This window comes from Hyphomicrobium sp., assembly GCF_041659645.1.
Taxonomy (GTDB): domain Bacteria; phylum Pseudomonadota; class Alphaproteobacteria; order Rhizobiales; family Hyphomicrobiaceae; genus Hyphomicrobium_B.
The window spans coordinates 798,853-812,976 of the sequence record NZ_JBAZXX010000003.1 but is presented as its reverse complement, the minus strand read 5'-3'; the positions used below and the strand labels follow the sequence as shown (position 1 = coordinate 812,976).

Here is a 14,124-nt window from a genome sequence, read left to right as displayed (position 1 = left end):
CTGGTGGAGTAGGGACGGATGAGAGTCATCGTTACGGGCGGAGCGGGCTTTATAGGTTCGGCACTCGTTCGCCATCTCGTCCGTGAGCGCGGTTGGGACATCCTGAATTTCGATAAACTGACGTACGCGGCCAATCTGCAATCGCTATCAGCGGTATCCGAGAATGCCAACTATCGCTTCGTCCAGGCAGACATTTGCGACGCCGGCGCAGTCAATCGCATATTCGCGGATTTCCATCCCGATGCCGTCATGCATCTCGCGGCCGAGAGCCACGTCGACCGGTCGATTTCTTCATCGGCGGAATTCATCAAAACCAACATTCTCGGAACGCACGTTCTGCTCGAAGCCGGCCGACAATACTGGAGCGATCTTCCGTCCGAACGCCGAAATGCGTTTCGGTTCCTGCACGTTTCAACCGACGAAGTTTACGGTAGCCTCGCCGACGGCAGCTTTTTCACGGAAAGCACCGCCTACGACCCGAGATCGCCTTACTCGGCCAGCAAAGCCTCCTCCGATCATCTCGTCAGCGCTTGGCGCGCAACCTACGGGTTGCCGACGCTGATAACGAACTGCTCGAACAACTATGGCCCCCACCAATTTCCGGAAAAACTCATACCTCTCGTGCTTCTCAACGCCCTCGAAAAAAAGCCGCTGCCGGTTTACGGCGATGGCCGCAACGTGCGAGATTGGCTTTACGTCGAGGATCACGTCAAGGCGCTGACGGCGGTTCTGGAGCGCGGACGGATCGGGGAAACTTATAACATCGGCGGGCGAGCGCCGACCGAGAACATCGCCGTCGTCGAGCGTATCTGCGATGCCCTCGACGCGCTTGCTCCAAACGGAGAAACTCGCCGAAGCTTGATCACGTTCGTCCAGGATCGTCCGGGCCACGACCGGCGCTACGCCATCGATCCAACGAAGATCGAAACGGAGCTTGGGTGGCATGCGGAAAAAACCTTCGACACCGGAATTGCGGCAACTGTCGAATGGTACTTGAACAACGAGTGGTGGTGGCGGCCTCTACGAGACGACGTCTATTCCGGAACAAGATTAGGTCTTCTTGAAAACTCCGCGCGGGCAGATCGTCATCTTTCGGAGAATTCGGTGTGACGATTGGCGGTGATGGCATTGTAATCATCGGCCAAAGCGGTCAAGTCAGCCGATCTCTCGAAGAGGTGCTGATGGCCGCCGGCCATCGCGTCGTAAAAATCGGCCGGCCAGAGGTCGACCTCTGCGATGAGCGATCCCTGTCGCGGGCCATCCTCGCGGCCCGCCCCAGGATCGTCGTCAACGCCGCAGCTTATACTGCCGTCGATCGCGCCGAAGATGACCCCGAAACAGCCCATGCGGTGAATGCGGAAGGCGCGCGGGCGGCGGCTCAAGCTGCCGCCGAAGCGGGCGCCCCAATCATTCATGTCTCGACGGATTATGTCTTCGATGGCAAGAAAAAGACGCCCTATGCCGAGACGGATCCCGTATCGCCGATCGGCGTCTATGGGCAGAGCAAACGCGCGGGCGAAACCCTCGTCGCCGCCGCAAATCCCAACCACGTCATCCTTCGCACTTCCTGGGTTTTCAGCCCCTTCGGCTCAAACTTCGCGAAGACGATGCTGCGCCTCAACCAGGAGCGGTCGGAGATTGGCGTCGTCAGTGATCAGCATGGCAGCCCGACTTACGCTTCAGATCTCGCCGTCGTCGTCCGCCAGATTATCGACAAGCTGAGCGCACCTTTGCAGACTCGCGAATATTTCGGCACGTTTCACGCCGTCAATGCAGGCGAGACGACATGGCACGCTTTCGCCGAAGCCATCATCGAAGGCGCCGCGCTGAGAGGCGCTCCGCGCGCGGCCGTCCTCCCCATCGCCACCAAGGACTACCCGACCCGCGCGCTGCGTCCCGCGTACTCCGTGCTTTCGACGACCAAGCTCCATCAGATCTATAGTATTCGGCTACGACCCTGGCCCGACGCTCTCTCGGATGCCCTTGATCGGCTGATCGGCCCGCTGAACCGCGACGCGACGCTACATCTTCAACAGGATTTCGGTAAATCGGCATGAGCGCTTTGAAGGGCATCATTCTCGCGGGCGGCAGCGGCACGCGGCTTTATCCGCTCACCCTCGCGATTTCCAAACAGCTGCTTCCGATCTACGACAAACCGATGATCTATTATCCGCTATCGACGTTGATGCTCGCGGGCATTCGCGACATTCTAATCATCACAACACCGCATGATCAGCCGATCTTCCAAAATCTTCTAGGTTCGGGAGAGCAATTCGGAATTCGCCTGAGCTACGCGGTACAGCCCGCTCCCGAGGGGCTGGCGCAGGCATTCGTCATCGGCCGGGATTTCATCGGCGGCGACCGTTGCGCCCTCGTGCTGGGCGACAACATTTTCTATGGCCACGGCCTCGGAGAGATGCTTCGCAGCGCTGCAAGCCGCGAAGACGGCGCGACGATCTTCGCCTATGAGGTCGCGGACCCAGGCCGCTACGGCGTCGTGACGTTCGACGAGGCGGGGAAAGCCAAATCCATTATCGAAAAGCCTAACGACCCGAAATCGAGATGGGCCGTCACCGGCATTTATTTCTACGATCGCCGCGTCGTCGAGTTGGCTTCGCAAGTTACGCCGTCAGCGCGCGGCGAACTTGAAATCACGACATTGAATGAAATGTATTTGTCGCTCGGTACGCTTCACGTCGAAAAGATGGGTCGCGGTTTCGCGTGGTTGGACACCGGCACGTTTGAGAGCCTGATGGACGCCGGCGACTACGTCGCGGCGATCGAGCGCCGTCAGGGACTCAAGATTTCATGCCCAGAAGAGATCGCCGTTCGGATGGGTTTCATCTCGCCCCCCGAATTGACGGCCTCTCTCGACCGCTTGGGGAAGAACGACTACTCCGAATACGTCAGGCGCTTATTCAGAACCGATTGACGTCGCCGCGGGCGATCCTACGGGACGTGATACGATTACCGGTCACGACACCGCATGCCGCCGCCATTCCCGTGGGCACATCCGGGCGTGCTCCAGGAATAACCGGCCGAAATGACTCTGACTATCGAAGCCCACGCGCGCCGCAACGTCACCGATCGTCATGCCTCGGTTCCATAGCAGCAACTCCTTCGCGCGTTCCATACGCAGCCCCACCAGCCAGCGATGCGGAGGCTTTCCAACGGCTGCCTTGAAGGCGCGCACGAAATGAAACCGGCTCATACACGCAGCGCTCGCCAGATCGTCGAGTGTGATATCTTCTTCAAGGCGATCCTGAACGACTGCGAGCACGCGGCGCAACTGTTGCCCGGTCAGCGCGCCGCGATATTCCACCGGTCGCCTTCGATTTTGCGAACTGTGGCGCAACAGCATTCGACGCGCCAGCAGCTCCGCAGTCATGTCGAAGAAAATCGTCGAAATACCGCCGGAACGCATCATCTCATCGGTCAGCGCCAGGATCGTATCGCGAATCCTCGTGTCGCTGACCGCAATCCGGTCTAAAATCTCGGCTCGTCCGCCGCCGATAGACGCCGCCACGTCCTCAAGAAAACTGGCGCGCAGGAAAACATGCGCTTCCTCGGTCGGCTGATCCCAGCGCCAAACATCGCTGCCGCCCGCCGGCCGGATCATGGTCTGCCCCGGCAGAACGCGCGTCTTGACCCTCTCGCCGCCGCGCCGGGCTTCTATCAGCGAGGGTCCGGAAAGCGTCAGCGAGATATAATGAAATGGCAGCTCGGGTGATTTGATATTCTGCGCCGGACCATCGAAGCGGAAATGCCCAACGGCCAGAACCGACGAAGCTGCGAAACTTTGAGGCCGGATCGGGCGCCCGCCAAGGTTGCCGATCCACGCTCTCGCCGACAAAATATCGGAGCGTCCATCACGGCTGGGATCTAAATATTCCGCAAAATTCGCCATTCCGAAATTATGGCTTGCAAATTTCACGATGCAAGCTCAAAATTTATGCATAGCTAGAGAGAAGGCGGGAAGCAGTGTCGGCATCCAAAGAAAGTGCGGCGATCTTATCGGGCGAACTCGATAACGATTCCACTCCCTCGCAAGTCGGCGCGGAAATTCGCGATTTGCGGAAAGCCAAACGGCTGACGATCAAAGAATTGTCTCTCTCGGCATCTGTCTCGGTTGGACACCTGAGCGAAATCGAACGCGGGCTCGCCTCGCCGAGCATCAAGACGCTTCGGGACATCGCCAAGGCGCTCGGTGTTACGATCGGATGGTTTCTACACAACGCGGAAGGCTGCGATCCCGCGGAACGCGACTACATCGTTCGTGCCGGCAACAGGCGCATGCTGCGCTTCTCGTCGGGCATCACCGATGAGTTACTGTCGCCAAACCTCCGCGGGCAACTCGAACTGGTGATGGCGCGCTTTCCGCCCGGCGCGACCGAAGCGGAGCCCGCCTATTCGCACCAAGGCGAAGAAGCCGGACTGGTGACCTCGGGAACGTTCGAACTCTGGATCGGCGAACAGTGCTTCACGCTGCAGGCGGGCGATAGCTTCAGCTTTCCCTCGACGACGCCGCACCGCTATCGCAATCCGGGCGAGATCGAGGCTGTTGTCGTATGGGCTATCACGCCACCCACTTACTGAGGGGCAACGCGAGATCAGATGATCGGCGGCGTACACGCGCAAGCGATGACGGCCACGGTCTTGCCGACGTTGCGCAGCTTGTAGGGCACGCGACCGAACAATTGATAGCCGCCGCCTTTCGTCAGTCGACGCACGTCCCCGTCGGCTTCGACCTCAATAGTCCCTTCGATGACGATGACCGCCGTTTCCCCGTCGAAAATAATTGGATCTTCGCCCGTCCCGGCGCCGGGCTTGTAGCGTTCCAGGAACATTTGCAGCTTCTTCTCTCGGCGTTCGCTGCCCATGACGCGAAGATCCGCCGCGCCTCTCGAAACCACCGCGAGATCGTTTTCATCATAGAAAAGCGCGTTCTTCTGCGAGACGGGCAGGGCAAAGAAATCGGCAAGAGAAATCGGAATCGCGGCAAGCAACCGGTGCAGCGACGCCAGCGAAGGCGCGTGCGTTTCCTGCTCGATCATCGAAACCGTCGCATTCGTTACACCGGCGCGTTTGGCAAGCTCGCGCTGCGAAAGACCCGCGGCTTCTCGAACCGCTCTGAGACGAGATCCAACGGCAAGTTCGCTCGCCTCCTCGCGCGCGCGAACTTTAGCGCCGTCCGCGCGCTTTGCTTTTTTCGATTGTGTCATCGTCGTCCATTTCTGCGGCGCGAGCCGTGTCTTCGTCTTGGTGCTCGGAGACTTGCGCCGAACCGGCAATCGCACGCCACCCGTCACCACGTTTGGCGAGACGGGTCAAAATATAATACAGCAGCACCGCTTGCGCGTTAAATATTTTATGCCATTATGACATATAGTTTTTAACAGCGGTTTCCTGAACGAGGAGAAACGCAATGGCGGCTCTGAACGATTTCGCGAACCTGTCGAACAAGATCTACGTCGGCGGAGATTACGTTGTCAGTCGGGCGACCGAGCACTTCGATGTCATCGATCCCGCAACTGAGGATACGCTCGGCTCGATCGCAGATTGCCCCGATGACGAAATCGATCAGGCTCTCGACATCGCTGAAGCCGCGCGCAAGGTTTGGACGGCGATGGACGCCCGAAGCCGCGCCGTCGTCCTGCATGACATCGCGTCTCTGCTTCGCAAGGACAAGCGGCCTTACGCGGAATGCCTGACGCGCGAAGAAGGAAAGCCCTTCAAGGAATCCGTCGACGAAGTTTCCTGGTGCGCCACCGCGATCGACTACTACGCGGAACTCGCGCGCCACGAAACCGGCCGCCTCGCCGGCGCGACCGTCCCCGGGCAGTTCCACTTCAGCATCAAAGAGCCGCTCGGCACGATCGTAATCGTGCTGCCGTTCAACTACCCGCTTGTTCTTTTATGCTGGGAAGCCGCGGCGGCGCTCGCTGGCGGCAATGCCGTGATCATCAAGCCACATGAGCAAACAAGCCTGACGACGCTCAAGTTCATGGAAGTGTTCGCAGGTCTTCCCGCGGGCTTAATCCAGGTGATCACCGGCGGCGCGCGCGTCGGTCAGCGCCTCGTCGGCAGCCCGAAAACGCACGGCGTCGCCTACACCGGATCGGTATCCGTCGGCCAAGCGGTCGCACGCACATGCGCCGAAAGCTTCAAGCCTTGCCTCGTTGAAGCCTCTGGCAACGATCCGTTCATCGTCATGCCGACGGCGCCGCTCGACATGGCGGTCCGAGGCGCCGCGTTCGCCGCCTATCTCAATTGCGGACAGGTTTGCACGTCGGCCGAACGCTTCTACGTCCACGAAGACATTCACGATGCCTTTGTCGAAGGCCTCGTTGCGGAAGCGCGCAAGCTTCGCATTGGCAACGGACTTGGCGCCGTCGATCTTGGGCCGCTCGCAACGAGCAAGCAGCGTGATCGCTACGAAGGTTTGATCGCCCGCGCCCGCAAGCAAGGAGCGACGGTTGCGACCGGCGGGGGCCGACCCGCAGAACTCAACCGCGGTTGGTTTGTCGAGCCGACCGTCCTGACCGGCGTCACGCCGGATATGGAAATCCTCAACGAAGAGCCGTTCGGCCCGGTTGCGCCGATCTGCAGGGTGAAGAGTTTCGACGAGGCGATCACACTCGCAAACCGCTCGCGTTTCGGCCTCGGCGCCAATCTCTATTCGCTCGACATGGACGAAGCCTTCCGAGCGGTCCGCGAGATCGAGTCCGGCATCCTGTGGGTGAATGCGCCGTTGCTCGACAACGACGCGCTCCCCTTCGGCGGCCGCAAGCTTTCGGGGAGCGGCCGTCAGCTCGGACCCGAGGGTCTAGCGCAATTCCAGAACACCAAGTTCGTCATGATCGATCCAAAGGCGTCGAACCAGGATTTCTGGTGGTTCCCCTATTCCAAAGCGGAGAGCTTCGATCCAGCCTGATCGAAGGCGTGTCGCCGGAGGTTTTGCCACGGCGTAAGCTGGAGCGTCATCGCTTATGACGGTCATCGCTCGGACACATGGCCCGAGCGCTTTCTAACGCCTCCCAACCGGGAACGATGCCGATGAAAATCCTGCTCGTCACCGCTCATCCCCGCACCGACTCACTGACCCACGCCGCCGCGAACGCATTCGCCGAAGCGGCGCGCAGCAATGGTCACGAAATCGAAACGGCCGATCTCATGGCCGAAGGGTTCGATCCGATCGTGCGCGAACCTGATGAACCGGATTGGGCGAATTCCGCCAAGCTCTACTCACCGACAGTCCAAAATGAGATGGCGCGCATCGAACGCAACGAAGCCACGGTGATGATCTTTCCCGTGTACTGGTGGTCGATGCCGGCCTTGCTCAAGGGCTGGATCGACCGTGTCTGGAACAACGGCTGGGCTTACGGTGAGGGAAAATATCCCCACAAACGCGCCTGGATGCTGGCCATTGGTGGCGCCGCTGCCGATGGCTATACGAAGCGCGGCTATGACGCCGCCATGCGAACCCAACTCAACGTCGGCATTCTTGGCTACTGTGGAATAGCCGAGCCACGACTGGAATTGCTGTACGGTTCCATAGATGACGCGTCCGGTCCTGAAACCATCCTTGCAACGGCGCGTCAGCTCGGTTCGGAGTTCTAATCTCGTTCAAGATTTGATGCGCTCGCCCTTTGGGTCATACCAGGGACCGAGCTGTGCACGCGCCGGATAGCGCTGCCACGCGACTTCGACTTCGAGCGGCTCTGCTGCAAGCCACTCCGAAGTGACACCATCGTCACAGCGCACATACCCCATCCCGAGAGACGCTCCGATCCGGTGACCGTAGCCGCCCGACGTAATCGAACCGACGATCTTTCCGGCGCGCCAAATCGGTTCTTCGTGATAGAGCATCGGCGGCTCCGCGCCCTCCAGCATGACCTGAACCAATCGCTTGTTCAGCTGACCGCTTTCGCGCTGTCTCATCAGCGCTTCGCGGCCGATGAAGCCACCCGGCTTGTCCCAGGCCACCGCGAATCCAAGCCCTGCTTCGAGGGGCGTATCGTCCTCGCCGATATCGTGGCCCCAATGCCGATAACCCTTCTCCATACGAAGCGAGTTCATCGCGAAGTAGCCAGCGTGCTTGAGACCGAACGCCTGCCCAGCTTCCACAAGCACATCGAAAATTTGCTGCGCAAATTCGGCGGGCATCAAAATTTCAAACCCAAGCTCACCGACGAACGTCACGCGGTTCACGCGCGCCTTGGCATAGCCGATCTCAATTTCGCGGCTCGCTCCGAACGGAAACGCTTCATTCGAAAGATCGGCGTTGGAAATGATGGCCAGAAGCTCCCGCGACTTCGGACCCATCAACGCCAGCATCGGCAGACCAGAGGAAACATCGCGAGCGAAAACGTGCGCATCCTTCGGCAGACGCCGCGTCAGCCATGCGAAATCCCGAATTTGCGAAGCGGCGATCGTAACGACGAGGAACGATGTCTCGGACACGCGCGTCACGGTAACGTCCGCCTCGATGCCGCCGCGCTCGTTCAGCCACTGCGTATAAACGAGGCGGCCAACCGGCACATCGATATCGTTGGCGCAAATGCAATTGAGCGCCGCACACGCGTCGCGTCCATCGACCGCGAACTTGACGAAGCAGCTATGGTCGAACAGCGCGACGCCATCGCGGGTATTGCGGCATTCGTCTGCCGCGAGGCCGAACCAGTTCTGCCGTCCATAGCTGTATTCGATTTCCGGCCTCGTGCCGGGCGCCGCGAAAAAGCCAGGCCGCTCATAGCCGACGGCTTCCGTCATGAACGCGCCCCGCGCGATGAGCCTGTCGTGGAACGGGCTTCGCCGCACATCGCGTGCGGTCTCGAACTGGCGATACGGCCAATGCATGTCGAACAGCAGCCCGAGCGTCTCTGTCGTGCGATCGTAGAGGTACTTCTTGTTCGACTGAAACGGATGCATGCGCCGGACATCGACATCCATCAGCTCGACCGGCGGACGGCCGTCGCGAATCCATTGCGACAACGCTCGCCCCACACCGCCTGACGACAGAATGCCGACGGAATTAAACCCGCACGCACAAAACAGATTTTCGACTTCCGGCGTCTCACCGAGCAGATAGCGGTCATCGGGCGTGAAACTTTCCGGGCCGCAGAAGAACAGCTGAATGCCAGCATCGGCGAGCATCGGCACGCGGTTTATGGCCATCTGCAGGATCGGCTCGAAATGTTCGAAGTCCTCCGGTAACGAGTCGAAGCAGAACTCGGCCGGAATGCCGTCATGCCCCCAAGGCTTGGCTTTTTTCTCGAAGCATCCAAGCAAAAGCTTGCCCGCATCCTCCTTGTAGTAGGCCTCCTCGTCGGTCACGAACAGAACGGGCAAATCGCGCTGCAAGTCCGGCAGTTGCTCCGTGACGATATAAAAATGTTCCGCCGCGTGCAGCGGCAGCGATACGCCACTCAACGCCGCGAAATCGCGCGACCACATTCCGCCCGAGATCACAACTTTGTTGGCACGAACTTCGCCTTGATCCGTAATTGCCCCGACGGCACGGCCGTTCTCAACGAGGATGCGTTCGACCCGGATGTTCTCAAGAACGGTGGCGCCGGCGTTGCGCGCGCCTTTCGCCATCGCGACAGTGACGTCGACCGGATTGACTTGCCCGTCCTTCGGCATCCAAAGACCGCCGACGATGCCCTCGACGTTCAGCGGCGACCAGCGCTCTTTCAGTTCTTCCGGCCTCAAGACCTCGACCGGCAATCCGAAATTCCGCGCCATCGACGCGCCGCGCTTCAGCTCTTCGAAACGCCCATCGGTTTTGGCGACCCGAAGCGCACCATTCTGACGAAAGCCCGTCGCCTGCCCCGTCTCCGCTTCGAGACTAGAAAAAAGTTCGCCGGTGTATTTCGCAAGCTCGGTCATCGTTCGCGTCGCGCGGAGCTGCGTGACGAGGCCCGCCGCGTGCCAAGTCGTTCCGCAGGTCAGTTGCTTGCGTTCGCACAGCATAACGTCGGTGATGCCGAGCTTGGCCAGATGATAAGCAATCGAAACGCCGGCAATGCCGCCACCGACGATCAGAACTTCCACGCGATTTCGAAAAGCCGTCATTCAGTCCGCCCACCATTACGTTTTACGGCACACTCCATCACAATACTGAATTTTTCAATATATTTTTTCACATATGTGATTTTCTAAATGGAAATAGCGGATGTGCGATTATCGCGGGTCGCATCAGCGAAGCTGCGGATTATTTCCGCCGCGATGCCGAATACCACGCGTACGCGAGACCGACGGCCGTGAACACCGAGCCCGCCAGCACGAATGACGCCACCGCGATTTGCGGCGAAGCGCTCGACCGAAGCGATAGCCAAAGCATGACGGGCAGCGTCTGCGTATCGCGCGTCGTGAGAAAGAGCGCCATGATGAATTCATTGAGTGAGGTGATGAACGAAAAAAGCGCCGCCGAAACGATGCCCGTCATCGCCACCGGCACGATGACATTGAAGAACGCCAACAGCGGCGGCGCGCCAAGATCGCCTGCAGCTTCGACCAGGCTTTTATCCAGCGTCTCGAACGTCGGCACCAACACCGTGATTGCCAACGGCAAAGCCCAAAGCGTGTGAGCACAAGCGACGAGAATTTTCGAACCGAAAAGTTCCGAGCCGAACACCGTGACCGAGCCAAGCCCCATCGCCACCGAAATGCCAAGCACGACGCCGGGCACAAACAGCGGCAGAATAAGAAGCGTCTGCAGCCAAGGCCGCCCGCGTTGCCCGTTCGCCAACGCGTATGCGGTCGGCAGCGATAGCAACAGCGACATGACGGTGGTCATCGCCGCGATTTCGAGCGAGTTCCAAGCCGCATTGATCCACTGCGCGTCGTTCAAAAACGCCCCGAACCAGCGAACGGAAAACCCCCGGATCGGGAAACGGATCACGTTGTCGTCGCTGAACGCCATGACCGCCGTAATCCCGATCGGGATAAGGACGTAGAGCGTAAAAAATGCTGCGAAGGCGCGATGAAGATTGCGGAAAGCGCGCTCCTCAAACATGGCGGCTCCCTTTCCGGTGCCGCAACCATTGCGTGACAAGCGCAGCCGCCGCGATGATCACGATCAGGACAATCGAAAGCGCGGCAGCCATTGGCCAGTTACGGCGCGTCAACATTTGAAGCTGAATTTCGTAGGGCACCGTCCAAAGCGAATCCGGCCCGAGTGCGTTTGTGGTCGCGTAAATACCCATCGTGAAGACGAACGCTTGGGTGAACGCGGCGGCAATTCCGCCTTTCGCGAGCGGCAGGAGCACGGTGAAAAAGGTCCGCACCGGAGACGCGCCAAGATCGGCGCTGGCTGTCAGCAATCCCCGATCGATGCCGTTGAGCACGCTGAGTATAGAAAAGAAGCAGTAGGAAACCGAGATGTAGGACAAGCCGACGACGGCCGCGAGTTCGGTGCTCAACAGATTGATCTTTTGCCCACTAAGCCCGGTAGACGTCATCGCATAGGAGAGAAGCCCGTTCGATGGAAAGAACATGCGCCAGCCGATGATGACGGAAACTTCCGAGATCAACATCGGCCCGAGTGCGATGGCGAGAAAGATCAGGCGAGCGCTGCCCTCACGAAGCCAAACAAACTGCGCAAAGAAAAACGCCGCGGTGACGGTCACCACTGCAGTGACGACGGAGAGGTAAACCGTTTTCGCGATTTCGGTGAGCATGCCGGGATCTGTCAGCACGAAAACGTAGTTGCGAAGCGTCCAGGCTTCGACGTAAACGGTCGCGCCCGGATGATCGTTGAAGCTCATGCGCAGCAAATAGAGCAGCGGCCAGCCGAATACGAAAAAGATAAACAGCAACCCCGGCACCAGCAACCACGGGATGTTCGCTGTTAGCCCGGATATCCCGGAACGGCGGGAGATGGCGTCGGCGCTGGACATCACGGCAACGGAAAATAAGTTGCGTCGGCGCTTTTCCAGCCAATCTTGATGGCATGGTCCGGACCGACATCCGGAGCCTTCACGCTGTCGAAGAAAATCGCGCCGTGATCCGTCTCCGCATGAATACGATAGACGCCGCCGAGATATTCTATCGACGTGACGCGCGCCATCAGGACGTTTTCGGCCCCGGCGCCATTGACCAGACCGAGCCTCGAAGGACGGATGAAGAGACGCCCCGCAGGATCACTGACGGCTTGCGGCGGAAGCTCGAGCGAGCAAGACTCTCCAACGAACGTATAAACGAACTCGCTCGCAGGTCTTTCAAAGATCTCGATCGGCGAGCCGATCTGTTCGATTTTGCCTTTGTTCATGACGGCAATGCGATCGGAGAGCGCCATAGCTTCGCTCTGATCGTGAGTCACGAATACAGCCGTGTAACCGAGTTCGTCGTGCAGCCGATGTATCTCGGCGCGAAGTTCAAGCTTGAGCTTTAGGTCGAGCGCACTCATCGGCTCGTCGAAGAGCAGAATGCTCGGCTCGACGACCATGGCTCGGGCCAGCGCCACCCGTTGACGCTGCCCCCCGGACATCGCCTCGGGATAACGGTCGGCGAACCCTGGCATACGCACGACTTCGAGAATGCGCTTGACCTTGGGACCGATGTCGGCCGCCGGCACGCCGCGCATTTTCAGCCCATACGCGACATTTTCCGCGACTGTAAGATGAGGAAACAGCGCTCCCGACTGGAAAACCGTCGCCGTATCGCGCTTGTAGCTTGGTAGCCGGTCAACCCTGCGTCCCATGATTTCGATGGTGCCGCCGTCTGGACGGTCCATGCCACCGATGAGACGCAGAGTCGTTGTCTTCCCACACCCGCTCGGCCCAAGAAGCGTAAGAAATTCGCCCTGCTCGACGACAAGATCGATCTCATCGACTGCAGCATGGCTTCCGTAACGTTTTAAGACACGTTCTAGCCGAAGGGCACAAACCATTCCGTCCTAGCCCTTTGAGGTCTTCAACACCGCTTTTTGGAAGCGCTCGCCCATCGCATCGAAGCTGGGCAGCAAGCGCTCAAGCCCGGCCATCGTCATCAGCTGCACGTTCTTCACCAGATCTTCGTTCGTTGACGGATAATTGTGCCAGAAGGCCGGCACAGTCACGTCTTTTCGCGACATCACCGACATCTGAACCTTGATGAACCGGTTTTGGGTCTCTTTCTCCAAGAGATAGCCAAGGAACATATCGGCGAGTTCGTCGTGCTGCGTGCCTTTCACTTTGATGTACCAATCGCCGTAGGCGACGGTGCCGTCGGCGGGAATGCCGGTTTGGTAATTCGGCCCACCGTTCTGCATCAAGCCGAGGGCATCGGCTGAGTAGATTTCGGCAAAGGCAGCTTGCTCCTGCAGCATCAGGAACGACAGCTCGGCGCCGTCCTTATAATATTTCGCCGGGCGCAAGCGCTCGAGGGCTTCGAAGATCGGATCTGACGCCATTCCAGGCTTCCAATCGTAGAAGGCGTTGAAGTCTTTCTTCGCGCCCCAGATTGCCGAGATCGCAATGAGCCACCAGTAGGCTCCGGCATCGAGCGCCAGCTTGCCCTCGAGATCCTTGTCCCACATCGTGGTCCAGCTGAGCGGCTTACCGGCCGCAAGCGACGTGTTCAGCATCGGCAGCGCAAAGCCCAAGCCCAGCGGCACACCGTAATCACGTGCCGATTCCGGACGCGCCGTCAGGAAGAAGGGCTGGAGGTCCGCGAGCTGCGGAAACTTGGAGCGATCGGACTTCGCATAGAGACCCTCGGCCAAGGCGCCGAGCGTCGTATATTCTTCCGATACGGTGATGTCGAACGGCGGCTTTCCAGCGGGCGCCGCCTTCATCTGCGCGACCATCTGATCCCAGCCGCCGACAAGCGAAACCTTGGTGCCGTATTGCTCGTTGAACGGATCGGAAATCGCGGTTTTAAATGAATCGAGATACCCGCCCGACCACGCGCAAACGGTCATCTCTTCGCCTTTGAAGGCCGTCTTCGCGTCCGCTGCCCGGGCCTTACCAATGATCGCCGGCAACGGCAGCATTGCTGCGCCCGCCACAGCGACGCCTGTTCCCAAAATCTGCCGGCGTGAGAGATTCGCGATCTTCGACTTGCCGTCCCCGCTACTCATTTCAAAACTCCCAATTGGCTGATGACGTTGGTTCGAATAGTGGCCAGCGCGGCATCCAT

At 59.4% G+C, this 14,124-nt stretch carries 13 protein-coding genes; 6 read left to right on the top strand and 7 right to left on the bottom strand.

The annotated features are described in order from the left end of the window. Positions 1-18: 18 nt before the first annotated feature. From rfbB to rfbA, 3 genes are read left to right on the top strand one after another with little or no spacing between them, the layout of a single operon-like run. Positions 19-1,110 (top strand): dTDP-glucose 4,6-dehydratase, encoded by a 1,092-nt coding sequence (gene rfbB, locus WC811_RS13875; protein ID WP_372645543.1) that lies wholly within the window; start codon positions 19-21, stop codon positions 1,108-1,110. Further along, complete coding sequence (rfbD, locus tag WC811_RS13870) at positions 1,107-2,057, top strand: dTDP-4-dehydrorhamnose reductase (RefSeq protein WP_372645540.1); 951 nt, start codon at positions 1,107-1,109, stop codon at positions 2,055-2,057. Before rfbB ends, rfbD begins: the two co-directional genes overlap by 4 nt. Continuing rightward, positions 2,054-2,932 (top strand): glucose-1-phosphate thymidylyltransferase RfbA, encoded by an 879-nt coding sequence (rfbA, locus tag WC811_RS13865; RefSeq protein ID WP_372645536.1) that lies wholly within the window; start codon positions 2,054-2,056, stop codon positions 2,930-2,932. Before rfbD ends, rfbA begins: the two co-directional genes overlap by 4 nt. A gap of 42 nt (positions 2,933-2,974) precedes the next feature. On the opposite strand, the gene WC811_RS13860 is transcribed toward rfbA, so the two are convergent. Then, a complete protein-coding gene (locus WC811_RS13860) occupies positions 2,975-3,907 on the bottom strand; it encodes a helix-turn-helix domain-containing protein (RefSeq protein WP_372645534.1) in 933 nt (310 codons plus the stop codon). Positions 3,908-3,981: 74 nt separating this feature from the next. Here WC811_RS13860 and WC811_RS13855 point away from each other — a divergent pair, with 74 nt between their 5' ends. Continuing rightward, the gene (locus tag WC811_RS13855; protein ID WP_372645532.1) at positions 3,982-4,596 is read left to right on the top strand and encodes a helix-turn-helix domain-containing protein; all 615 of its coding nucleotides are present in this window, start codon (positions 3,982-3,984) and stop codon (positions 4,594-4,596) included. A 14-nt stretch (positions 4,597-4,610) separates the two neighbouring features. On the opposite strand, the gene WC811_RS13850 is transcribed toward WC811_RS13855, so the two are convergent. Next, positions 4,611-5,222, bottom strand: a complete 612-nt coding sequence (locus tag WC811_RS13850; RefSeq protein ID WP_372645530.1) for a helix-turn-helix domain-containing protein — start codon at positions 5,220-5,222, stop codon at positions 4,611-4,613. Between the two features lie 203 nt (positions 5,223-5,425). Between WC811_RS13850 and WC811_RS13845 the strand changes: the two genes are divergently transcribed. Together WC811_RS13845 and WC811_RS13840 are read left to right on the top strand one after the other, a co-directional pair. Next, entirely contained in the window at positions 5,426-6,934 is a 1,509-nt protein-coding gene (locus WC811_RS13845; RefSeq protein ID WP_372645528.1) for an aldehyde dehydrogenase, read from the top strand. A 122-nt stretch (positions 6,935-7,056) separates the two neighbouring features. Beyond that, complete coding sequence (locus tag WC811_RS13840) at positions 7,057-7,620, top strand: NAD(P)H oxidoreductase (protein WP_372645526.1); 564 nt, start codon at positions 7,057-7,059, stop codon at positions 7,618-7,620. Positions 7,621-7,626: 6 nt separating this feature from the next. On the opposite strand, the gene WC811_RS13835 is transcribed toward WC811_RS13840, so the two are convergent. The 5 genes from WC811_RS13835 to WC811_RS13815 all read right to left on the bottom strand — a co-directional run bounded on the left by WC811_RS13835 (position 7,627) and on the right by WC811_RS13815 (position 14,065). Further along, a complete protein-coding gene (locus WC811_RS13835) occupies positions 7,627-10,077 on the bottom strand; it encodes an FAD-dependent oxidoreductase (RefSeq protein WP_372645524.1) in 2,451 nt (816 codons plus the stop codon). Positions 10,078-10,216: 139 nt separating this feature from the next. Further along, positions 10,217-11,020 carry an ABC transporter permease gene (locus WC811_RS13830; RefSeq protein ID WP_372645522.1) on the bottom strand — a complete coding sequence of 268 codons (804 nt, stop codon included), beginning with the start codon at positions 11,018-11,020 and terminating at the stop codon, positions 10,217-10,219. Further along, a complete protein-coding gene (locus WC811_RS13825; protein ID WP_372645520.1) occupies positions 11,013-11,903 on the bottom strand; it encodes an ABC transporter permease in 891 nt (296 codons plus the stop codon). Before WC811_RS13825 ends, WC811_RS13830 begins: the two co-directional genes overlap by 8 nt. After that, positions 11,903-12,895, bottom strand: a complete 993-nt coding sequence (locus tag WC811_RS13820; RefSeq protein ID WP_372645518.1) for an ABC transporter ATP-binding protein — start codon at positions 12,893-12,895, stop codon at positions 11,903-11,905. Before WC811_RS13820 ends, WC811_RS13825 begins: the two co-directional genes overlap by 1 nt. Positions 12,896-12,901: 6 nt before the next feature. Next, positions 12,902-14,065 carry a PotD/PotF family extracellular solute-binding protein gene (locus WC811_RS13815; protein ID WP_372645516.1) on the bottom strand — a complete coding sequence of 388 codons (1,164 nt, stop codon included), beginning with the start codon at positions 14,063-14,065 and terminating at the stop codon, positions 12,902-12,904. Positions 14,066-14,124 lie beyond the last annotated feature (59 nt).